The sequence below is a fragment of the Methylobacterium sp. 391_Methyba4 genome, from assembly GCF_029691625.1.
Lineage (GTDB): Bacteria > Pseudomonadota > Alphaproteobacteria > Rhizobiales > Beijerinckiaceae > Methylobacterium > Methylobacterium fujisawaense.
The window spans coordinates 3,504,178-3,525,153 of the sequence record NZ_CP121475.1 but is presented as its reverse complement, the minus strand read 5'-3'; the positions used below and the strand labels follow the sequence as shown (position 1 = coordinate 3,525,153).

Below are 20,976 nucleotides of genomic sequence, written 5' to 3'. Positions count from 1 at the left end.
ATCCGGCATCCGCCGGGGCGCAGAGCCTTCAGGTTCGCGCAGGCGCCTTCAGAGGAAGCCGATCGAGAACCAGGGGACGAGGATGATGGCGAGGAGGCCGATCAGCAGGGCCACGATGTAGCCGACGATCGGGCGCATCCCGGCATCGGGGTGGATCCGGCTGATCGCGCAGGCCGCGTAGTAGCCGACGCCGAAGGGCGGGGCGAACAGGCCGATGCCCATCGCGAGGATCACCACCATGGCGTAGTGGACCTCGTGGACGCCCACCGCCCGTGCGATCGGGAACAGCAGCGGCCCGAAGAGGACGATGGCCGGGATGCCCTCCAGCACCGAGCCCAGGATGATGAAGGCGACGGCCGAGACGAACAGGAAGCCGAGGGCTCCGCCGGGCAGACTCTTCATCACCTCGGCGAGCGTCTGCGAGAAGCCCGACTGCGTCAGCGCCCAGGCCATGCCGGTGGCCGCCCCGATGATCAGCAGGATCGCCCCCGACAGGGTCGCGGTGGTCACCAGCATCGGGTAGAGCCGCCGCCAGTCGAACTGGCGGTAGATCAGCAGGCCCGCGAGCGCCGCGTAGACGATCCCGATGGTCGAGACCTCGGTGGCGGTTGCGATGCCCTCGACCACGGCGAAGCGGATCACGAAGGGCAGCGCCAGGGCCGGGATCGCCACCAGGAAGGCGCGACCGATGATCCGCCCGGACGGCCGGGCGACGTGGCTCAGGTCCTCCCGGCGGTAGCGCCACCAGACCAGCGCGCACAAAGTCACGGCGAGGACGAGGCCCGGCAGGAGGCCGCCGGTGAACAGGGCGGTGATCGATACGCCGGTGACCGAGCCGATGGTGATCAGCACGATCGAGGGCGGGATCGTCTCGGTCTGTGCGCCCGTGGTGGCGAGAAGGGCCACGAGGTCACCCTCCTTGGCGCCGCGGGCCTTCATCTCCGGGAACAGCACGGGCGCCACCGCCGCCATGTCGGCGGCCTTCGAGCCGGAGATGCCCGAGACGAGGTACATCGCCCCGACCAGCACGTAGTGCAGGCCGCCGCGGACATGGCCGAGCAGCGACGCCAGGAACCCCACCATGGCGCGGGCCATGCCGGTCATCTCGATCAGGAGGCCGAGGAAGACGAAGAGCGGCACCGCGAGCAGGATCAGGTGGCTCATGCCCTCGTCCATGCGGCCGACCACCACCATGGAGGGCGCGTCGGTGGTGAGCGTGATGTAGGCGAAGGTCGAGAGGCCGAACGCGAAGGCGATCGGCACCCCCGAGAAGACCAGGGCGCCGACGCCGAGGACGAAGAACAGCAGCAGGTTGAGATTGCCGAGGTCCCTCAGCCAGGGTTGAAGCGTCAAGAGGCCGGCGGCGACTCCGCCGCCCAGCACGAGCGCCCCCGCGGTCAGCCGCCAATCGGCGGATTCCAGGAGGCGGATCACCGCGACCACGAGCATGAGGCCGAGGCCGATCGGCAGGGCGGCGGCGCGCCACGCGTTGTTCAGCTCCAGCGCCGGCGTCTGGACGAAGGTCTCCTCGCTGGCGAACTCGAAGGCCGGTTCCAGCAGCAGGGCCACGAAGATCAGGCCGGCCACCAGCGCCACCGTCTCCAGGAAGGCGCGCAGGCGCGGGCCGCTCATCGCCACGAAGGCGGTCATGCGCATGTGCTCGGCGCGCCGGAAGGCGACCACGGCGCCCAGCATGGCGAGCCACAGGAACAGGATCGAGGCGAGTTCGTCCGACCAGACGAGGGGTTCGCGGAACACGTAGCGACTCACCACGCCGCCGAGCAGCACCGCGATCTCGGCCAGGACGAGCAGCGCTGCGGGGATCTCCACGAGATAGCCGAGCCCGGCATCGAGCCGGCGTAGCCAGCTTCCGGCGCGCAGGGGCGGACCGGACAACTCTACCCCTGCCGTCGTCTCGACAGCCGCAATATCGATCTGCATGGCGCCCTCCCGTCGGAACCGCTCCCGATGCCGCTGCCGGCGGGAACGTCTCCGAGTGCGTCTTCGCGTGTTTCTTGTGGTGCGTCTCGGCGCGCCTTCGTTCTCCGATACCGTTACCCGATCCGGCGGAAAGCGCGTCAGGTCAGTTTGCCCGACACGTCCTCAAGATGCGACCACGCCACGTCGCCGTACTTGGTTTTCCAGTCCTTGTAGAAGCTCGTCCGCCCCAGGGCCGCGCGGAATTGCGCGCGGTCGACGTCGATGAAGGTGATGCCCTTCGCGGCCAGGCTCTCCCGGAGGGAGACGCTGAGCTTGGCGACGTCGGCCCGCTGGGCGTCGGCCGACCGGTCGAGTTCCCGCGAGACGATGGTGCGCAGATCCTCGGGCAGGCGCTGCCACGCCCGCTTGTTGCCGAGGATCCAGTAGCCGTCCCAGACATGGCCGGTCAGGCTGCAGGATTTCTGCACCTCGTACAGCCGGGTCGTGGCCGTGATGGCGAGCGGGTTCTCCTGGCCCTCGACCACCTTGGTCTGGAGCGAGGAGTACAGCTCGTTGAAATTGATCGGCGCCGCGCCAGCGTCGAAGGCCTTGAACAGCGAGGTGAGCATCGGCGCGGGCGGGACGCGGATCTTGAAGCCCTTCAGATCCTCCGGCGTCCGGATCTCGCGGGTCGAGGAGGTGATCTGCCGGAATCCGTTGTCCCAGACCTTCGACACGGTCAGGATCGGCGTCTTGGCGATCTCGGACCGGACATAGGTGCCGAGGCCTCCGTCCATCGCCGACCAGACGGCGTCGTAATCCTTGAACGCGAAGCCGGTGTTGGGCAGGCTCGCGGCGGGCACGAAGGTGGCGAGGATCGAGGTCGCGAGGTTGAAGAACTCGACGCTGCCGTTGCGGACCTGCGCCAGCAAGTCGGTGTCCGAGCCGAGCTGGTTGGCGGGGAACAGCTTGATCTCCAGGCGGCCGTTGGTGGCCTCGCGGATCCGGTCGAGGGCCTCCTGGGCCCGGATGTTGACCGGATGGGTCGGGTCCTGGCCGCTGGCGAGCTTGTAGGTGAACTCGGCAGCCTGCCCGCGCCGGGTGAGGATGCCGAAGGCCGGTAATGCGGCCGCGCCCACGAGCAGGCTGCGGCGACTGAGACGGGTGTCGCGCATGGTTTCACTCCCTGGGTGGTCCAGGCCGCCCGATCCCCGCCGTTGACCGTCGGTGGAGCGTGCGACCCGCATTGCTGTCCGGGACGGCGGGTGCGGACCCGGCGCCGTCGTCGCGCGCCCTGCGCGGCGCGTCAGGCGCCGTCGCCGTTGAGCAGGCGGTAGGCGCGGATCACCTGGCTGTCGTCGGCGGCGCCGTCGCCGCGCCCGGAGGTCGAGACGAAGAGCTGATGGGCGAGCGCCGCGAGCGGCAGCGCCGTCCTGGCGCCGCGGCCGGCCTCCAGCACGATGCCGAGGTCCTTCACGAAGATGTCGACCGCGCTCGTGACCCGCGGTTCGTCCTCCAGCATCCGGGGGCCGCGGTCCCGCAGCATCCAGCTCGCGGCGGAGGAGCCCGTGAGGATCTCGAGGACCACGTCGCGGTCGACGCCGACGCGCCCGGCGAGGGCCAGCGCCTCGGCGGCGGCGGCGATGTGCACGCCGCACAGGAGCTGATTGACGGCCTTGACGGTGGCGCCCTGTCCGGGCCGCTCGCCGACATGGAAGATCCGGTCGCCCAGGGCCTCCAGCGCCGGTCTCAGCGCGGCCAGCGTCTCCGCGGGCCCCGCCGCCATGATCGTGAGCGTGCCGGCCTGCGCGCCGACGACGCCGCCCGAGACCGGCGCGTCGACGAAGCGGCGGCCGGTCGCCGCCACGCGCTCGGCGAGGTGCTCCACCGCTTTCGGCGGACAGGTGGCCATCAGGACCACGATGCCGTCCGGTTCCATTGCGTCGAGGGCGCCCTGGGCGAACAGCACGTCCTCGGCCTGCGCGGCGTTCACCACCATGAGGAGGAGCGCGTCGGCGCCCTGGGCGACAGCGGCCGGCGTTTCGGCCGCAACCCCTCCGGACGCCGCGAAGGCTGCGCGGCTCTCGGGCCGTAGGTCGTAGCCGCGGACCGCGAAACCTGCCGCGACCAGATTGGTCGCCATCGGCAGGCCCATGGCGCCGAGGCCGACGAGGGCGATGCGGGTCAGAGCCATGCGCGGATGCTCCGCGCCATCGCGGCGGCCGAGATGCCGTAGCGGTCGTGGAGCGTCGGCAAGGCGCCGGCATCGAGGAATTCGTCCGGCAGGCCGATCTGGCGGAAGCCGCGGCCCGGCATCACGCCGTTGCGCATCAGGAGACCGGCCACCGCCTCGCCGAGGCCGCCGATCACGCTGTGGTTCTCGGCCACCACCACGAGCCGGCCGCCGCGCCCGGCCTCGTGCAGGACCGTCGCCGTGTCGAGGGGCTTGATCGTCGGCACGTGGAGTACCGCAACGTCGACCCGGTCGTCGCGCAGGGCCTCGGCGACCTCCAGGGCGCGCATGGTCATCAGGCCCGACGCAATCACCAGGACGTCGCGGCCGTCGCGGATCGTCTTGGCCTTCCCCAACTCGAACCGGTAGCCGTACTCGTCGAGCACCAGAGGCACGTTCCCGCGCAGGAGCCGCAGGTAGACCGGCCCCTTATGGGCCGCCATGGCGGGGACGACCTGCTCGGTTTCGTGGGCGTCGCAGGGGTCGATGATCGTGAGGTTCGGCATCCCGCGGAAGATCGCGAGATCCTCCGTCGCCTGGTGGCTCGGGCCGTAGCCGGTGGTCAGGCCGGGCAGGGCGCAGGCGATCTTGACGTCGAGATTCTCCTCCGCGATCGCGAGGCAGATGAAGTCGTAGGCGCGCCGCGCCGCGAAGACCGCGTAGGTGGTGGCGAAGGGCGTGAACCCCTCACGAGCCAAGCCCGCGGCGGCGCTCATGAGGAGCTGCTCGGCCATCCCCATCTGGTAGAACCGCTCGGGATGGGCCTGCGCGAAGATGTGCAGGTCCGTATATTTCGACAGGTCCGCCGAGAGGCCGACGATGTCGGACCGGGTCTTGGCGAGCTCGACCAGGGCGTGGCCGAAGGGCGCGGCCTTCGTGCGCTGTCCGGGAGCGGCGAGCGAGGCGATCATCGCCGAGGTCTTGGCGCCGCCGCCGGTGCGGGGGGCGGGCTTCTCGTATTTGGAGCGTCTCACCGCACCCTCCCTTCGTCCAGGATCGCCAGGGCCCGCTGCCACTCGTCCGGCTCGACCCGCAGGAAGTGGTTGCGCTCGCGCGCCTCGAGGAACGGCACGCCCTTCGCCATGCGGGTGTCGCAGATGATGATCCGGGGCTGCGGGCCCGGATGGTGGCGCGCGGCGTCGAAGGCCCGGACCAGCGCGTCGATGTCGTTGCCGTCGACCCGCTGCACGAACCAGTTGAAGGCCTCGAACTTCGGCGCCAGCGGCTCGAAATCGAGCACCCCGTGCGAGGCGCCGTCCGCCTGCATGCCGTTCACGTCGACGAGGCCGATCAGGTTGTCGAGCTTGAACGAGCCGGCCGACATCGCCGCCTCCCAGGTCGAGCCCTCGTCGAGTTCGCCGTCGGAGAACAGGTTGTAGATGAAGCTGTTCGAGTTCTTCCGCTTCAGCCCCAGCGCCATGCCGACCGCGATGCCGAGCCCGTGGCCCAGCGACCCGCCGGTGATCTCCATGCCGGGCGTGTAGGCGGCCATGCCGGACATCGGCAGGCGGCTGTCGTCGCCGCCGTAGCTCGTCAGCTCGTCCTCGGGGAGGATCTCCGCCTCGATCAGGGCGGCGTAGAGGGCGATGGCGTAGTGGCCGATCGACAGCAGGAAGCGGTCGCGGCCTTCCCATTCGGGATCCTCGGGCCGGTAGGTCAGCGCGTGGAAGTAGCTCACCGCCAGAACGTCGGCGATGCCGAGCGCCTGGGCGATGTAGCCCTGGCCCTGGACCTCGCCCATGCGCAGGGCGTGGCGGCGGATGCGGTAGGCGCGCTCGCTCAGCGGCACGTTGGAGCCGGCGCGCGGCCGCTCGGTCGGGACGTCGATCGCCATGGCGACCTCCTCAGTGGATCAGCATGCCGCCGTTCACGTCGATCACCGCGCCGGTGATGTACGTGGACAGGTCGGAGGCGAGGAACAGGCAGGCATTGGCGACGTCGTCCGCCACGCCGAGGCGCCCCAGCGGGATGCCCTTGGCGATCTCGACCTTGAGCTCGGGCGTGAGCTTGCCGCCGGTGATGTCGGTCTGGATCAGGCCGGGGGTTACCGAGTTCACCCGCACGCCGTCCGGACCCAGCTCCCGGGCCATGGCCTTGGCGAGGCCCAGCACACCGCCCTTGGCGGCGCTGTAATGCGGGCCGCCGAAGATGCCGCCGCCCCGCTGGGCCGAGACCGACGACATGCACACGATCGCGCCGGAGCCCTGGCCGCGCATCGCCGGGATCACGGCCTGGCTCATGTAGAGCGTACCGCGCAGGTTCACGTCGGTGACCGCGTCGTAGTTCTCCGGCCCGATCTCCATGATCTTCAGGGGCTGGGTGATGCCGGCATTGTTGACCAGCACGTCGATGCGCCCGAGGCGGCCGATAATCTCCTCCGCTGCCGTCGAGCAGGCCGCCCGGTCGGTGACGTTGCAGGCGAGGCCGATATGGCCCGGGCCGATGTCGCGGGCGGCAGCCTCGGCCTGGCCCGCATCGAGGTCGAGAACGGCGACGCGGGCGCCGTGGCTTGCGAAGAGCCGCGCGGTGGCTTTGCCGATGCCGCGGGCGGAGGCCGCCCCAGTGATGATGCACACCCGGTCGTTCAACAGCATGGATCCCTCCCGGCGACCCGCGACAGCGCGGGATCGGACCTGTCGTCGTGACGGAAGGGGCGTCCGGCCGGCGGCTGCGATTCCAGGGACCGAGCCCTTGGATCGAGCGGCCTGCGGCGTCGTCTCCTCCCGCCTGTTTTGTTGCGACGAGAGTGCCGACGCGCTGCCTCCGCGACAAACGCGGAATTTGCACACGCAGGTGAATCCCAGTCACCTGTCGGCGCGTCAGGCGAGGTCGGGGCTCAGCGTGATCCCGAGTTCCTCGGCCAGCCACCGCGCGAAGACCCGCAGCGGCGCGCGCCGGCGCACATCGGCGGGGCAGACGAAATGGTGACCGACGTAGCTGATGTCCTGAGACCGTCCGGCCAGCGGCACGACGAGGCGGCCGGCCGCAACCTCGCGCTCGGCGAGGCGGGTGGATTCCAGGGCGACACCGAGCCCATCGGCGGCAGCAGCCAGGGCCAGGAAGCTCCGATCGAAGCGGATGCCCGCATTCGGCTGCGCGGCAAGCTGATTCCGCTCGAACCAGTGCGTCCAGCGCACCTGCTTGTTGTCGCTTTGGATCAGGGTATGCGCCAGGAGGTCGGCCGGCTCGCGGATCCGGGCGGCCCGCGCGGGATCGCAGAGCGGCGTCACCGTCTCCGGGCCCAGCGGCATGCGCAGCAGACCTTCCCCGCGGGGCGGTCCGTAGACGATGTCGGCGTCGAATTCGTCGGTGATGAAGCGGGCGTAATCCATGCCGGCGGCGAGGCGGACCTCGAAGCCCGGATGGGCACTGAGGAACCGGGCGAGGCGCGGGGCGAGCCACTGCGCGGCGAAGCTCGGCGCGCAGTGCAGCCTGAGCAGCTGCGGCCCGCGATTCGCCACGAGGTCGAAGCCGCGGTTGAGTTCCGCGAAGGCGCGTCCGACATGATCGCACAACGCCTCACCGGCCGGCGTCGGCACGATGCCCTGCCCGACGCGCTCGAACAGAACGACGCCCAGGGCTTCCTCCATCTTGCGGAGGGCGTGACTGACCGCGCTCGGGGACAGGTTCAATTCGCCGGCTGCGGCTTTGAACGAGCGTCGCCGGGCAGCGGCCTCAAAGATCCGGATCGCGGAGAGGGGGACGGGTGGCCTCATCCCGAGCAGAATGGGCTTTGGTCCCCGATCCTGGCAATGGTGCCGATCTCGCGGGCAGGCTACGGCCCGGCGCGCGACGCCGCAGCGGCGCGACGATCAAGTCGACCGTCAGCGATGGATACGCACCGGCGCGACCGCCATCCCATCGGACCGTGCCCGGCCGCCATGACGATCGGTATCCTCGTGAGCGCCGCGCCACGCGATGGAGATGCCCGCGAAAATGGCCGCTGCACTGGCCGCGAGGGGCACGAGGATCAGCGCGGCCAGACCGCTGACCGGCGCGAGAATCGCCGCCGTCGCGAGTCCACCGGCGATCGCCGCCGCAATCAACACGATCATCGGAGCCTCGCCCGATCGACGTGGCCTGGATCATGTGCCGGGCCATGGCAGGATGATCCTGCCGTGAGGATTAAAAATTCGTTACCCGAAGAACTCCGCGATTCGCTGATCTTCCCGACGATCTTGCCCGTCGCGCGCCGATCGTTGCGTCTGAAGACGTCGTGCAGCATCGCCAGCGATGGGCGTCCGAGCCTCCCGGATGAATGGCCGCACGGAGATGTCCGATCGGTCAACGTCCGCACGCGATGCGCGCGTTTGAGGCCATCGACGACATCGCAGCCGAAAGGCCCGCATCAGGCGCCGATTTCGCTTGGAATAGATTTCGCCGATTGCAGAGGGCGCCCGGGCCGACAGAATCCGTGCAGAGGCGGGGGCGGCGAAGGGCTGTGGCTGCGTCCTCAATGACCCTGCGCGATCCAGCCGAGCACTGTGGCGCAGCGCTCGGCCTGCCAGCGGGTCAGACCAGAGGCCACGACCGCGCCATTCCGATAGACCACGAAGGTCCCGTCATCGGTTGCACGGATCTTGATGGACGCCATCAGTGAGCTCCCGACGTCAGCATCTGAAGCTGGACCAGTCCGGCTGGGGTGATCTGCCAGACGGCGACCGTACCCTCCGAGTCTTCGCAATGGTCGACCCGTCGGAGATGACCGGTACTTTCGAGCGCGAGGAGCCGGCTGTGGTCGCCGGGCCAGGACGCGTTCGCCTGTCTGCAGACCGCAATCCGGTGTCCCACAGTCTCGGCTGCTCGGATGAGAAGACGGCGCTCGTGATTCACCAGCATCGGCGCTCCGGCTCGGATCGATCCGTATGAACTGCGTAGAGGCTGGCGCATATGGTCAAGCTTGGCAAGCCTGCAGGCGTATCGCGCTTTGGATCACGCCGATCGGTCCGTCGGCTTCGATGCTGTGCGAGCGCCGGGTTCAGGGTGCCGTGCACGGGCCGACGGAGACCTTCGCCACCTGGAGCGGATGGCGATGGCAGGTGCAACCGGGACCGTGCGGGATCGCGTGATCGCGATGTGGAGCGCGGCCGAAGCCGCGGACATGCCGGGTCCGGGCTCGATGTGCGGTTGGCCGTTGCGAGAGCGGACGGAGCGGATCCGCATCTCGTCCGTCCGGTCAATCCATCCGATCGCGCCCAAACGAAAACGGCCGGCCAGGAACCCTGGCCGGCCATCGTTTCGAACCGCGTGCCGCTTAGCGCAGGAGCTGGAGGACGCCCTGCTGCGCGGAGTTGGCCAGGGACAGGGCGGAGATGCCCATCGACTGCCGGGTCGACAGCGCCTGGGAGTTGGCCGCTTCCTGGTTCAGATCGGCGTTGGTCAGGTTGGCCGAGCCGGTCTGCAGCACGTTGATCAGCTGCTTGGAGAAGTCCTGGCGGTTCTGCACGACCGACAGGTTCGAGCCGAGCGCGCTCGCCGCGGAGCTCAGCGTGTTGCCGGCGCTCGTGAGGGTCGACAGGGTCTTGTTGACGTCCGAGTTCAACAGGAAGTTGCCGAGGCCGTTCTGGCTGGCCGTGCTGTTCGAGTTGGTGATCGACGACAGGCCCAGGCCGCTGGCCGTGGCATCCACCGAGGCGACGTTCAAGGTCGAGCTGCCGGTGTCGTTGAACTTGATGTTCATGTCATTGCCCTTGCCGGCAATGAGGTTGACGCCGTTGTAGCTGGCATCGCCGGCGAGCTGCGTGATCTGGTTGAGCAGGTTGTTGTACTGGCTCGCCAGAGAGGCGCGCTGCGACACGCCGGAGACCGAGAGGTCGCTGGAGACGACGGTGGTGGCGGCGGTGCCGTAGGTCGAGGCGGTGGTGCTCGATCCGGTGAAGCCGAGCGCCGTCTGGCTGCCGGAGTTCTGAAACTCCACGTCGGCCTGGGCGTTCAGGACGATCTTCGTGCCGGTGCTGTCGACCGAGAAGATCGCGCCCGCGCCGAACGAGCCGCTGGACGAGGTCGACGCCGAGCTGACCGCCGAGTTCAGGGCCGCGACGGTGGCGCTGATGCTCGACGAGGCGGCGACGGTGGCCGACACGGAGGTGCCGTTGATGGTCAGGAGCACCGTCTGGGAGGCGGTGCTGGCGCTGTAGGCGTTGGCGGCGGTTCCGGTGGTGGAGAGCTGGGTCGAGAGGGCCTGGTTGGCGATGGACTTGGCCTGATCGACCAGCTTCTGGATCGAGGTGATGCCCTGGTTGGCGGCCTGGATCGACTGGACGCCGTTGGAGATGCCGTCGAGCAGGGTGTTCAGGCTCGAGGACCGGGCGTCGAGGGACTGGGAGGTGAAGAAGTTGGTCGGGTTGTCGAGGGCGGAGTTGACCGTCTTGCCGGTGGCGAGGCGGTTCTGCGTGGTCGCCATCAGCTGGGCGGTATCCTGCAGGGAGAGCAGGTTCTGACGCGTGGCGGCCGACAGGGTGATGGAGGACATGGGTCGTATCTTTCTGATTTGATGCGCCCGTTTCTCGGGCACGCCAGTAATCGCGCTCCAGATGTTTCGTGGGGGTTAATCCGATTGTCGACACTCAAGTCGACCGAAGTGATCCTTAATGAATCGCCATCGAAATCCATTAAGTATTGATGGAAGACGGCGCCGTTCAAGATCCATTAACCATCCGCGGCCATAACCGACGGCGCTCGCCAATTCTGTGGTGCCTGCCCGGCCGGTCTCGATCCGGCGTGGCAGGCGAAGGGAAATGGGGCACACCCTAGTACGGAGCTCAACTGTGATCGCTCAAGCGTCCGGTGATGTTGGCGACCCGGCCCCCTCCGCGCCGACGAAATTTCCCCATGTGGCGATCGCGATCCCCTGCGGGACCATGGTCCACGCGGATTTCGCCGTCAGCCTCGGATCCATGATGCATTCCCTCGGCGAGATGCCGATGTCGATCGTGGTCGGGAAATCATCGATCGTCGCCGACGCGCGAAACCTGGGCCTGGAATACGCGCAGAAACACAATGCGGAATACGTCCTGTTCATCGACAGCGACATGACCTTCCCGAAGGACGCCCTGCTCAAACTGCTGGTGCGGCAGGTCGACATCATCGGCGCGACCTATTCCCGGCGCACGGCGCCCTTCCATTTCCTCGGCGAAATCCTGCCGGAGCAGCCGGCCGACGCCCCCAAGGGCCTGCTGGAGATGGCACGGATCCCCACCGGCTTCCTGCTGATCAAATCGACCGTCTTCGAAAGCCTCAAGCGGCCGTATTTCCGGTTCCGCGTCGATGAGGAGGCCGGGGTGAACATCGGCGAGGACTTCGACTTCAGCGACCGGGTCCGTGCAGCCGGCTACCGGATCTGGTGCGATCCGTATCTGAGCAAGGAGCTCGGACATATCGGCGAACAGTCCTTCAAGCTCTGAGTGACGGCCGGCAATTCGATCGGCCGCGACGCAACTGCGCGCCGCGCTTCCGCGAGCTGCGCTCCAAACGATGAGGCCTGGGAATGCGGATTGCGATCATCACGCCGTCCCGGATGAAACCTTCGACTCTGGCCGGCAAATCCGGCCAGTACTTCCTGGAACACGCGGTCGAGAGCGCGAACAGCCAGGAACTCGACAGGCCGGCGACGATCCATTTCTTCGTCGGGACCGACCCCGAGACCGAGATCCCGGCGCGGCTCGCCGCGCATCCGCAGATCACCTTCGTGCGCGGCGAGCGCAAGGGGCAGATTCCCGCCCTGAACGCGGCCATCCGGGCCGTCGATGAAAGCTGGGACTTCGTCGGCTTCCTGGAGGACGACGACCATTGGCTGCCGCCCTATCTCGGTTTCGCGCTCCGGACCCTGGACAGCTTCGATTTCGTCTCCTCGACCCAGGTCGAGACGGACGAGGCCGGCGAGGTCGTCCGGATCAACGACTTCCCGACGCCGTCGGGCTGGCTGATGCGTCGGTCCACCTTCGCGCAGGTCGGCGCGATCAACCCCGCCTCGAAATGGCATTACGACAACGAATGGCTCGGCCGCCTCGCCGAGACCGGCCTGCGCCGCGCCCACCTCGTCGAGGCGACGGCGCCCGGCACTCTCGAGAACGCCGTTCAGGTCCGCCCGTGGCTCGCCAACGTGCTTCGGTTCGGCGGCCCCAACACGCACCTCGTGCGCCACGGCTTCATCCTGCCGCTGGTGTGCCGTCTGGTGCATCCCGGCTCCGGAACCTCGGATGTCGGACAGGGCGGGACGTCGAAAGTCGAGAGCGACGCCGAGTATCAGCGGCTGATCGACCGCTTCGGCCGCATCCCCTGGTGACAGGGCGGCCCTGTCCGCCGTTCGAACTCCCGCAAGGCCTGGATCGGGGCCCGCCCGCTTCGGAAAGGGCGTGAATGCCCGACCGTGCGCGTCCTAGGCGGGTCGCGTCTGAGCGCGCCCGCGGACGGCCTGCTGGAATGCGGAGAACACCCTGCGCATCTGCGGCAGCTTGTAGGGAAACAGGTCCACGGGATCCATGTCGTGGACGACCATCCCGGTATCCGCCTCGAAGATCAGCAGCCGGCCATCCGAGCTCTCCGCGCAATCGAGGATCAGGTAATCGAGCCCGATCCTTCGGTGGATCTCGGCGAAGGCGGCGCGACGGCGCTGCGCGAACGCGGCGTCGAACGTGGCCATGGCGGTGGCCTCCGCCGTCCGCTTCTCGGCATCCTCGAGCATTCCAGCGTTGAGGTAATGAATCATCCAGTGGTCGCGGATGGCCAGGTGACAAAGGAACGGGACACCGTCGATCAGAACGACCCGGAGCTTTCGGAATAGTCCATCGGGGCCACGATAGTCGCAGAACTGCGTGACGTAGAATCGCTCCGCGGTTGCATGATCCAGGTAGCGCGTCAGATCCTCGGCCCGATCGACCTTCTGGAGGTCGTTGCCGGCATGGGTATCCAGGGGGCGCACCAGCACCGGATAGTCCAGGCCCTCGGGAAGGCGGGACGCCGAGGCGCTCAGCGCCGCCCGGTCCAGGAGGGCGACGGCGGGCGCCAGGATCCCCTCGGCGCCGCGGAGCGCATCCGCGATCCCGTGCCGGGACGTCTTCAGAACCGCGCGCGGGTGGTTGACGATCGGCCGCGACCACCCTTCGGCGGCGGCCGCGACGGCTTCCAAAAGCGGCTCGGCGCCACTCGAATACGCGATGCCCGTGATCAGCACATCGTGCTCCGGCAGGTCGCGCGGCATGTCTTCGCCGGGGCAGAGGAAGAGATAGGTGAGGCTGAAATCGTCGTCGTTCAGCAGGAAATCGATCGGCGTGTTGGCCATGAGATCGCCGGCCGTGACGAGGATGAGCACGCGGACCCGCGCCTGATCCGGGTTCGAACGCAGCGAGAAGAGCCGTTGGCCCTGAAGGATGTCGGTCTGGAGCTGCAGCGCCTCGTCGGTGCGGTGCATCAGCAATAGGATCGTCGCCAGATCCATCGCCGCCCCGGCGTCGATGACGCCGTCGGGCGATCGGGCGAGGATCTCCTGGGCCAGCGCGGCCATGTCCGAAGCTTCGAAGGCGGCTCTGATGAGGCGTGCCGGGCCGATCATCGGGCTCGGATTGTCGATTCCCGCAGCACGCGCTTGCATCACAGACTCCGAGAAGGGGAGCCGCCGCTGCGATGCGGCCGCCGGTATCCGGCCGCAGGGATCGCACAGGGCGGCACGATCCCCGATCTGTGACCGGAGGGAGGTTTACGAAGCGCTAACCATACCGGGGCGCATGCGGGACGTCAGCCGAGGCGCTTCCTGTTCCGCGCCGGCGGTTGCCGCGTGTCTCGCGATGGTCAGCTGCGCCGCGCCGATGCGGCGGCGCGACGGAGCGCTTCCGCCAGCGGTCCGGTCGGCGCGGATTCCGCGGTGGCGTTCGGCCGGGTTCGCGGCGCGTCGATCTTCGATTCGCCCCCGCGTCGGGCGGGCTGAGCCGGGTCAATCGGATCGTCGAGCCGCATCGACAATGCGATGCGCTTGCGCGGCACATCGACCCCGAGGACCAGCACCCGAACGACCTCGCCGATCCGGACGATCTCCGTCGGCGACGCGATCCGGCGCCGCGCCATCGCCGAGATGTGGACGAGCCCGTCCTGATGAACGCCGATATCGACGAACGCACCGAACGCGGCCACGTTGGTCACGACGCCCTCCAGCTGCATGCCGGGCGTGAGATCCCCAATCGTCTCGACACCCTCCTGGAAGCGCGCCGTCTTGAAGGCCGGCCGCGGATCGCGCCCCGGCTTCTCGAGCTCGGCGATGATGTCGCGGACCGTCGGCAGGCCGAAACGCGCGTCGACGAACGGCTCCGGCGCCAGGCGGCCGAGGAGGGCGGCATTGCCGAGCAGGACGTGGATGTCGCTCTTCGTCGCCTGGAGGATGCGGCGGACCACCGGATAGGCTTCCGGGTGGACGCCCGACCCGTCGAGCGGGTCGTCGCCGCCCTGGATGCGGAGGAAGCCGGCGGCGAGCTCGAAGGTCTTCGGGCCGAGCCCCGGGACCTTCTTCAGCGCCGTGCGCGTCCGGAACGGGCCCTGGGCGTCGCGATGGGCGACGATCCGCGCCGCCATCGCGCCGCCGAGGCCGGAAACCTGCGCCAGCAGGGCCGGGGAGGCCGTGTTGACGTCCACCCCGACGGCGTTGACCGCATCCTCCACCACCGCGGAGAGCGAGCGCGACAGCTTCGCCTCGCTCACGTCGTGCTGGTACTGCCCGACGCCGATGGACTTCGGATCGATCTTGACCAGTTCGGCCAGGGGATCCTGAAGGCGCCGGGCGATCGACGCGGCGCCGCGATGGGACACGTCGAGATCGGGCAATTCTCGCGCGGCGATCTCCGAGGCCGAATAGACCGAGGCGCCGGCCTCGGAGACCATGACTTTCGCGAGCGGTAGATCCGGGTTCGACGCGATGATCTCCGCGGCGAGGCGTTCGGTTTCGCGGGAGGCCGTGCCGTTGCCGATGGCCAGAAGCTCTACGTTGTGGAGGCGGCACAGGCGCCCCAACGCCGCCACCGCTTCGCGCCAGCGGCGCTGGGGCTCGTGTGGATAGGTGGTCTCCACCGCGACGACGCGGCCGGTGCGATCCGCCACCGCCACCTTCACGCCGTTCCGATAGCCGGGATCGAGCCCCATCGTGGTGCGGCCGCCCGCCGGAGCGGCCAGGAGCAGGTCCTTCAGGTTTCCCGCGAAGACCGTCACGGCCTCATCCTCGGCCCGCTCGAACAGGCGGTTGCGCAGATCCTGCTTGATGCCCACCCGGATCTTCGTCCGCCAAGCCGCGCGGACGGTTTCGACGAGCCAGGAATCGCCGGGGCGGCCCCGCAGGGCGATGTCGAAGCGGCGGCAGATCGCGGTTTCGAACGGTCCGGGAATCCCGGGCGCGGAATCCTCACCCTCCGCGGTGAAGCCGACCTCGAGAATCTCCTCCCGTTCGCCGCGGAAGATCGCCAGGATGCGGTGAGAGGGCATCCGCTCCAGCCGCTCGCTCCAGGCGAAGTAATCCGAGAATTTCGCGCCCTCGTTCGCCTTGCCCTTTCGGACCTGGGAGACGAGCTGGCCGCCCCGCCAGTAATCCGTGCGCAGGCGCCCGACGAGGTCGGCGTCCTCGGCGAAGCGCTCGATCAAGATCGCACGGGCACCGTCCAGCGCGGCGTCGACATCGGTGATGCCATGGGCGTCCGACAGGTAGCGCGCCGCCACCGTCTCGGGCGCGGTATCGGGCCGGCGCAGGAGAAGCTCGGCCAACGGTTCAAGGCCGGCCTGACGGGCGGCGTGGGCCTTCGAGCGCCGCTTGGGTCGGAACGGCAGATACAGGTCTTCCAAGCGTGCCTTCGTATCGGCGGCCTCGAGGGCTGCTGCGAGAGGCGGCGACATCTTGCCCTGCGCGGTGATGCTCGCGACGATCGTGGCGCGCCGCTCGTTGAGATCGCGCAGATACGAGAGCCGTTCTTCGAGCCGGCGCAACTGCGTGTCGTCGAGGCCGCCCGTATTCTCTTTCCGATAGCGCGCGATAAACGGCACGGTCGCCCCGCCATCGAGGAGCGCGACGGCGGCGGCAACCTGCGCCTCCCCGACACCGAGTTCATCGGCGATCAGCGCGTTGACGGCTTTCATGGAAACTCCGGCGGGAAGCGCAGCAGGGATGCGCCGTCTGCCTGAAACCCCAAGCCGTCGGAAACAAGGCGTCCGTCAGGCCCGTTCGCATGCCGCCGCTTCTGCAGCCGGATCCCGCACGCGCTTCGGCATGGTTTCCAGCCGGCGACGCACCGAACCCGGTGGAAGACTTCGCTGAACCGGACGGGCGGCTCGAAAGCCGTGATGATCATCCCGTGTCGTCATCGGGATGTCACCGGCTGATGCGAGCCTTTCCCTTCGCATGTCCCGGAAAGGCAGGCGCCCGTGCAATTCGAGATCCGTGAGCACAGCCGGTCGCTTTGGTCGTGGGTTCTCGTCAACGAGACCGACGAGCCGGTGCTCGAATCGCGGCGTAGCTTCCCGTCCCGCGCGCAGGCGACGGCGGCGGCGCTCGCCTTTTCCCAGCTGGTTGCGCGGGCCGGGCGGAGTTTGACCGGCGGTCCGCGACCGGTGGGCTTCCTGTAGGGAAGCGATTCCCGGCTTCGGGCCGGACGGCGATTCCTCTCAGGTCGGCCGCGCCCGGTGGCGGAGGAGGCTGGCCACGCTCAAGCAGGCGATCACGCAGCCCACCCCCATCGCGCCGAGGCAGCTGATGGTGCGGACCGGCTCGCCGCGGGCCAGAACGATGGCAAGCGCGAGCGGCAGGAGCAGGCACACGAACAGCAGGGTCATGACCGGATCCGAGTGACGATGGCCGAGTCTAGGATCCGAATGGTTAACCCCTTCTCTCGACACCCGGCCGCGCCCTTGAACCGGTGCCGCGACGGCTGCGCACAGCGCGAGGACGTGATCGCCGAACGCCCCGCCCGAGATCCCGGCGCGAACCGCGATCAGGCTTGGCTGGTCTCGAGACGCACGAGGCGGTCCACGAGGGCCCGGTCGTGAAGCAGGGCCATCCGCTCCTTCTGGGAGAGCCACAGCTGCGCCTCCGCCACCGTCTCGGCCTCGCAGATCTTGGCGGTTGCCAGCGTCTGGTCAGCGTCGATCGCGCCCCGGGGCCGCCGCTGTCCCTTCGGAAGCATCCGGGTGTGGGCGTGGGCAAGGGCGGGATCGGCGTGGATCGCCACGAGGGAATCGGTGTCGTCGTAGCCGCGAGCCGCATTGCGGGTCGCAAGCGCCGCTGCCCGCAGCGCGATCTCCGGCGGCGATGCCTCTTCGGGCGTGGCGAGTAGCATCCGGCGCTTGAGCGCCAGGCCCAGGGTCAATTGTCCGCTCGCCCAGGAAATCGGGATCGCGAGCACCAGACCCAGGATCGTCGGGCTCATCCAGAGGAACAGCGACGTCGCGATCGCGAAGGCCGCGATTCCCGCCACGAGCCCCAAAACCGTGTGCCAGCGGTGACGGCGGACGATGTCCCGCAGCGGGATCGAGCCGTCGTCGCGGCGCTGCGGATTCCAGCCCGTGTCCCGTCCCAGCAGAATACCGATCACCGAGCCGGACTGGATGACCATCGCCACCGGCGCCACCAGCGCGGAGAGCAGGATCTCGACCAGGCTCGACAGGATGAGCCGCCCGGCGCCCCCGCAGGCGCGCCGCACCGGACCATCCAAGAGGGCCAGGATCAGGCCCAGGACCTTGGGCGCAAGCAGAACCGCCATGGTCAGGCCGAACAGCTGGAGCGCGCGGACCGGATCGAATCGCGGGAAAACCGGCGAGAAGCCCGCCCCCCCGAAATAGTCCGGCCGTTCCGTGGCGGTCTGCAGCACAAGCAGGATGCCGACCACCAGCTGCATCAGCCAGAGTGGCGAGGCGAGATAGCCGGCGATGCCGGTGGCGAAGTGCTGGCGGGTCGCGGGATGCAGCCCCGCGGCGCCGATCACTCGCGCATGCTGGAGGTTGCCCTGCGCCCAGCGCCGATCGCGCACCGCGACGTCGATCAGCGACGGCGGGCTCTCCTCGTACGAGCCCGGCAGGCGGTGGAGCATGTACACCGCCCAGCCCGATCGGCGGATCAGGGCCGCCTCCACGAAGTCGTGCGACAGAATATGGCCGCCGAAGGGGGGCTTCCCGGACAGATCCGGCAGGCCACAGGATTCCGCGAAGGCGCGGGTGCGGATGATCGCGTTGTGACCCCAGTAGTTGCCGTCCCGCCCCGACCACGCGGAAAGCCCGGCTGCGATCACGGGGCCGTAGATCCGGGCCGCGAATTGCTGAAGCCGGGCGAACAGGGTGTTGCGGTTGATGATCAGCGGCAGGGTCTGGATGATACCGGCATCCGGATCCGCCTCCATGGCGGAGGCCAGCGCCACGATCGCCGATCCGCTCATCAGGCTGTCGGCATCCAGCACGAGCATGTGCTCGTAGTGGCCACCCCACCGCGTGACGAAGTCGCCGATATTGCCGGCCTTGCGATGGTGATTCTTCGCCCGGTGGCGGTAGTAGAGCCGGGCATTGGGACCCAGGCGGCCGCGCAATTCGAGGAAGGCGCGCTCCTCGGCGATCCAGGCATCGGGCTGGGTCGAATCCGACAGGACGTACCAGTCGAAATGGTCTCCCAGTCCGGTGGCCTCGACCGCCTCGCGCATGGCCTCGACACCCGCGAAGGTGCGGGCTGTCGCCTCGTTGTAGACGGGCATCAGGACCGCGGTCCGCGTGGTCAGGGCCGTCGGAGCCGACATCGGACGCGGCCGCCGCAGCAGCATCCCGAAGCCGAGCACGGCGCTGGTGAAGGCGAGCGCGATCCACGAGAACGTCAGGCAGAACAGGACGACCAGCACGAGCTGGAGCGCAGTCGGATTGCCCGAGACCGACACGGTCTCGACCATCTGCCAGCCGCCGAAGGCGGTCAGCGCCAGCGCGCCGCCGAAGACCAGAATCCGCGCCGGCCAGGGATCACGGCCGGGCCGTGCGGGCCGATGGCCCAGGCCCATGTCCCAATGCGACAGATCTTGGACGGGCATGGTCAGCGGCGCTTCGCGCGGCATGCCGCCTCCGTCATCGGGGCTCGCCTCGGCCACGCGCGCGGCGTCGATCGCGGGCGGCACGGTCATCGTCTCGTCCAATTGCACGGTGCAGGCCGGTCCTTGATGTTGAGGCGGATCGGGGATCACGGTGTCCAGCGGAACAACCACGACTCGCTGACCCGGGCTTGGCCGCGCCGGAGGGCGAGGCGCAGCTCGCTCGCGCGGGCGCTGCCGGGATCGAGTTCGAACAGGATCCGCAACGTCTTGCGCTCGGGATACCGAAACCGGTCCTGCCGTGTGATCGTCCCGGCCGACGCGCTGAGATCGACGTCGATATCGCCGGGCTGAAACAGCGTGTCGCCCTCGAAGTCGACGGCGAAGAGGCGCCGGCTGCCGGTGCTGCCGTGGCCGCAGCGGCTGTCGCGCACCCGTGCGATCTCCGGAGGCAGAGGATCCGGCCAGCCCTTGGACCAATGCTGACGGCACTGGAAGCGCATCTCCACGCCCTTCGCCAGCTTCGCCTTGGGTCGCCAATAGGCGAAGACGTTCTCGTTCAGCTCGGAATCGCTCGGGATCTCAAGCAGGGTGACGGCACCCTCGTTCCAGTCATCCAACGGCTCCAGCCACAAGGACGGGCGCTGTTCCCAATGACGCCGGTCATCCTCGAAGTCATCGTACGCGCGGGCGCGCTGCATGAGGCCGAACCCCTTCGGACCCCGATCCACGAAGGCAGAGACCTGGAGGGCCTCCGGATTGTGAACGGGCCGCCAGATCGGCTCGCCGTAGCCGTTGTGGATCGCCAAGCCCTCCACCGAGAAGGCCGCGGTGCGCAGATCGTCGACGCGGTTCCGGTCGAGGGGTCCGAACAGGTAGCTCCCCTGCATGCCGCCGAGCCCGATATGGTCGAGGTCGGCCCGGGCGAAGACCGTTCCCTCGATCGCCGCCGTGGAGACGTCACGGCCGGGCGTGAGCGTGATCTTGAACGCCGCCGTCGCCGACTCGGAATCGGCGAGGGCATGAACGACGACCGGCTGACCGGGCGCGGGCGTCTCCACGAACAGGGCCCTAAAGAGCGGGAACTCCTCCCCGCGGGAATCGGCCGGCCGCAGGGCCAGCGCGCGGGCGTTGATGCCGAAATCCTGGCCCTCCGCGACGAGCCGGAAAAACGAGGCGCCCTGGAACAGCGCGAAGCTCGATACGTCCTCCGCACCCTCGAACCGGGCCCGGAGGCGGAAGCCCGAGAAGGCGGCGTCGGGTTCGAGATCCGGCAGATCGAGGCCGGGGGCGACGAACGCCGTTTTGTCGTACGCGACGGGCTGAACCAGCCCGTTCTCGATGACGAACAGCGACACCGGCGTCTCGAAGATCGATCCGCGCAGGAGCGGCTCCAGAACGTAGCCCACGTTTCGGTCGGCCCAGAGCGCGCGGCCCTCCGCCGGGTGGATCGCGTCGTACGCCTCCCGGGACAGAGCCTTCAGGACCGCCGGGACGTCGCCGGTCTTCGGCCCCGCATAGGGTGCTGCGGCACGGGCGCGGGCCAAGTCGGTCAGGGTGTTCGCCTCGAAGGCCTCGCCCTTGCCGGGCAGCGCGGGCGCTTTGTCCGGCTCGGCCGAACGGGCCACTGCCGGAAGCAGTCCCGCGGCAGCACCCAGCGTGCCGACCAGCAGGGCGCGGCGTGTCGGTGCGGCGGAAGGCACGGCGTCGATCGTCATGCAGGCAGTCGTCTCACGTCTCGGGAGCCTCCCTGTATACGGACAGGCCGGCTGAACCCAGGGTTAAGCAACCGCCTGAACC

At 68.8% G+C, this 20,976-nt stretch carries 18 protein-coding genes; 3 read left to right on the top strand and 15 right to left on the bottom strand.

Features of this window, described 5'->3' with window-relative positions:
* Positions 1-48: 48 nt before the first annotated feature.
* From P9K36_RS16540 to P9K36_RS16495, 10 genes are all read right to left on the bottom strand, one after another.
* On the bottom strand, positions 49-1,941 hold the full coding sequence (locus P9K36_RS16540) for a TRAP transporter large permease subunit (RefSeq protein WP_278305532.1): 1,893 nt from the start codon (positions 1,939-1,941) through the stop codon (positions 49-51).
* Positions 1,942-2,078: 137 nt separating this feature from the next.
* Positions 2,079-3,095 carry a TRAP transporter substrate-binding protein gene (locus P9K36_RS16535; RefSeq protein ID WP_043353067.1) on the bottom strand — a complete coding sequence of 339 codons (1,017 nt, stop codon included), beginning with the start codon at positions 3,093-3,095 and terminating at the stop codon, positions 2,079-2,081.
* A 131-nt stretch (positions 3,096-3,226) separates the two neighbouring features.
* Positions 3,227-4,114, bottom strand: a complete 888-nt coding sequence (locus P9K36_RS16530) for an NAD(P)-dependent oxidoreductase (protein ID WP_278305531.1) — start codon at positions 4,112-4,114, stop codon at positions 3,227-3,229.
* A complete protein-coding gene (locus P9K36_RS16525) occupies positions 4,105-5,127 on the bottom strand; it encodes a transketolase family protein (RefSeq protein WP_278305530.1) in 1,023 nt (340 codons plus the stop codon). The genes P9K36_RS16530 and P9K36_RS16525 overlap by 10 nt, the downstream gene beginning before the upstream one ends.
* Positions 5,124-5,987: a transketolase gene (locus tag P9K36_RS16520; protein ID WP_051044879.1), complete on the bottom strand. Its 864-nt coding sequence runs from the start codon at positions 5,985-5,987 to the stop codon at positions 5,124-5,126. Before P9K36_RS16520 ends, P9K36_RS16525 begins: the two co-directional genes overlap by 4 nt.
* A gap of 10 nt (positions 5,988-5,997) precedes the next feature.
* Entirely contained in the window at positions 5,998-6,747 is a 750-nt protein-coding gene (locus P9K36_RS16515; protein WP_043387592.1) for a glucose 1-dehydrogenase, read from the bottom strand.
* A gap of 225 nt (positions 6,748-6,972) precedes the next feature.
* Positions 6,973-7,869, bottom strand: coding sequence for a LysR substrate-binding domain-containing protein (locus P9K36_RS16510; RefSeq protein ID WP_278305529.1), 897 nt, complete (start codon positions 7,867-7,869; stop codon positions 6,973-6,975).
* A 108-nt stretch (positions 7,870-7,977) separates the two neighbouring features.
* Positions 7,978-8,208, bottom strand: a complete 231-nt coding sequence (locus P9K36_RS16505) for a hypothetical protein (protein ID WP_043387596.1) — start codon at positions 8,206-8,208, stop codon at positions 7,978-7,980.
* Positions 8,209-8,606: 398 nt separating this feature from the next.
* Positions 8,607-8,747: a hypothetical protein gene (locus P9K36_RS16500; protein ID WP_164706378.1), complete on the bottom strand. Its 141-nt coding sequence runs from the start codon at positions 8,745-8,747 to the stop codon at positions 8,607-8,609.
* A 660-nt stretch (positions 8,748-9,407) separates the two neighbouring features.
* On the bottom strand, positions 9,408-10,625 hold the full coding sequence (locus P9K36_RS16495) for a flagellin (RefSeq protein ID WP_278305528.1): 1,218 nt from the start codon (positions 10,623-10,625) through the stop codon (positions 9,408-9,410).
* A gap of 220 nt (positions 10,626-10,845) precedes the next feature.
* On the opposite strand from P9K36_RS16495, the gene P9K36_RS16490 reads away from it, so the two are divergent.
* A complete protein-coding gene (locus P9K36_RS16490) occupies positions 10,846-11,556 on the top strand; it encodes a hypothetical protein (RefSeq protein WP_236952954.1) in 711 nt (236 codons plus the stop codon).
* Between the two features lie 83 nt (positions 11,557-11,639).
* Complete coding sequence (locus tag P9K36_RS16485; RefSeq protein ID WP_043758202.1) at positions 11,640-12,437, top strand: glycosyltransferase family A protein; 798 nt, start codon at positions 11,640-11,642, stop codon at positions 12,435-12,437.
* 93 nt (positions 12,438-12,530) lie between these two features.
* Here P9K36_RS16485 and P9K36_RS16480 read toward each other — a convergent pair whose 3' ends face one another.
* Both P9K36_RS16480 and P9K36_RS16475 read right to left on the bottom strand, forming a co-directional pair.
* Positions 12,531-13,742 (bottom strand): hypothetical protein, encoded by a 1,212-nt coding sequence (locus P9K36_RS16480; RefSeq protein ID WP_278305527.1) that lies wholly within the window; start codon positions 13,740-13,742, stop codon positions 12,531-12,533.
* A 197-nt stretch (positions 13,743-13,939) separates the two neighbouring features.
* Positions 13,940-16,258, bottom strand: a complete 2,319-nt coding sequence (locus P9K36_RS16475; RefSeq protein WP_278305526.1) for a Tex family protein — start codon at positions 16,256-16,258, stop codon at positions 13,940-13,942.
* A gap of 285 nt (positions 16,259-16,543) precedes the next feature.
* On the opposite strand from P9K36_RS16475, the gene P9K36_RS16470 reads away from it, so the two are divergent.
* The gene (locus P9K36_RS16470) at positions 16,544-16,744 is read left to right on the top strand and encodes a hypothetical protein (RefSeq protein WP_043352604.1); all 201 of its coding nucleotides are present in this window, start codon (positions 16,544-16,546) and stop codon (positions 16,742-16,744) included.
* A 39-nt stretch (positions 16,745-16,783) separates the two neighbouring features.
* Here P9K36_RS16470 and P9K36_RS16465 read toward each other — a convergent pair whose 3' ends face one another.
* The 3 genes from P9K36_RS16465 to P9K36_RS16455 all read right to left on the bottom strand — a co-directional run bounded on the left by P9K36_RS16465 (position 16,784) and on the right by P9K36_RS16455 (position 20,894).
* Complete coding sequence (locus P9K36_RS16465) at positions 16,784-16,951, bottom strand: hypothetical protein (RefSeq protein ID WP_278305525.1); 168 nt, start codon at positions 16,949-16,951, stop codon at positions 16,784-16,786.
* A 158-nt stretch (positions 16,952-17,109) separates the two neighbouring features.
* Positions 17,110-19,203, bottom strand: coding sequence for a glucans biosynthesis glucosyltransferase MdoH (gene mdoH / locus P9K36_RS16460; protein ID WP_278307293.1), 2,094 nt, complete (start codon positions 19,201-19,203; stop codon positions 17,110-17,112).
* 122 nt (positions 19,204-19,325) lie between these two features.
* Positions 19,326-20,894 (bottom strand): glucan biosynthesis protein D, encoded by a 1,569-nt coding sequence (locus tag P9K36_RS16455; RefSeq protein ID WP_278305524.1) that lies wholly within the window; start codon positions 20,892-20,894, stop codon positions 19,326-19,328.
* Between the last annotated feature and the right edge of the window lie 82 nt (positions 20,895-20,976).

Coding starts and splice junctions, on each gene's coding strand:
- P9K36_RS16540 (WP_278305532.1), bottom strand. CDS start 1,941: ATGCAGATCGATATTGCGGCTGTCGAGACGACGGCAGGGGTAGAGTTG.
- P9K36_RS16535 (WP_043353067.1), bottom strand. CDS start 3,095: ATGCGCGACACCCGTCTCAGTCGCCGCAGCCTGCTCGTGGGCGCGGCC.
- P9K36_RS16530 (WP_278305531.1), bottom strand. CDS start 4,114: ATGGCTCTGACCCGCATCGCCCTCGTCGGCCTCGGCGCCATGGGCCTG.
- P9K36_RS16520 (WP_051044879.1), bottom strand. CDS start 5,987: ATGGCGATCGACGTCCCGACCGAGCGGCCGCGCGCCGGCTCCAACGTG.
- P9K36_RS16515 (WP_043387592.1), bottom strand. CDS start 6,747: ATGCTGTTGAACGACCGGGTGTGCATCATCACTGGGGCGGCCTCCGCC.
- P9K36_RS16510 (WP_278305529.1), bottom strand. CDS start 7,869: ATGAGGCCACCCGTCCCCCTCTCCGCGATCCGGATCTTTGAGGCCGCT.
- P9K36_RS16505 (WP_043387596.1), bottom strand. CDS start 8,208: ATGATCGTGTTGATTGCGGCGGCGATCGCCGGTGGACTCGCGACGGCG.
- P9K36_RS16500 (WP_164706378.1), bottom strand. CDS start 8,747: ATGGCGTCCATCAAGATCCGTGCAACCGATGACGGGACCTTCGTGGTC.
- P9K36_RS16495 (WP_278305528.1), bottom strand. CDS start 10,625: ATGTCCTCCATCACCCTGTCGGCCGCCACGCGTCAGAACCTGCTCTCC.
- P9K36_RS16485 (WP_043758202.1), top strand. CDS start 11,640: ATGCGGATTGCGATCATCACGCCGTCCCGGATGAAACCTTCGACTCTG.
- P9K36_RS16480 (WP_278305527.1), bottom strand. CDS start 13,742: ATGCAAGCGCGTGCTGCGGGAATCGACAATCCGAGCCCGATGATCGGC.
- P9K36_RS16475 (WP_278305526.1), bottom strand. CDS start 16,258: ATGAAAGCCGTCAACGCGCTGATCGCCGATGAACTCGGTGTCGGGGAG.
- P9K36_RS16465 (WP_278305525.1), bottom strand. CDS start 16,951: ATGACCCTGCTGTTCGTGTGCCTGCTCCTGCCGCTCGCGCTTGCCATC.
- mdoH (WP_278307293.1), bottom strand. CDS start 19,203: ATGCCGCGCGAAGCGCCGCTGACCATGCCCGTCCAAGATCTGTCGCAT.
- P9K36_RS16455 (WP_278305524.1), bottom strand. CDS start 20,894: ATGACGATCGACGCCGTGCCTTCCGCCGCACCGACACGCCGCGCCCTG.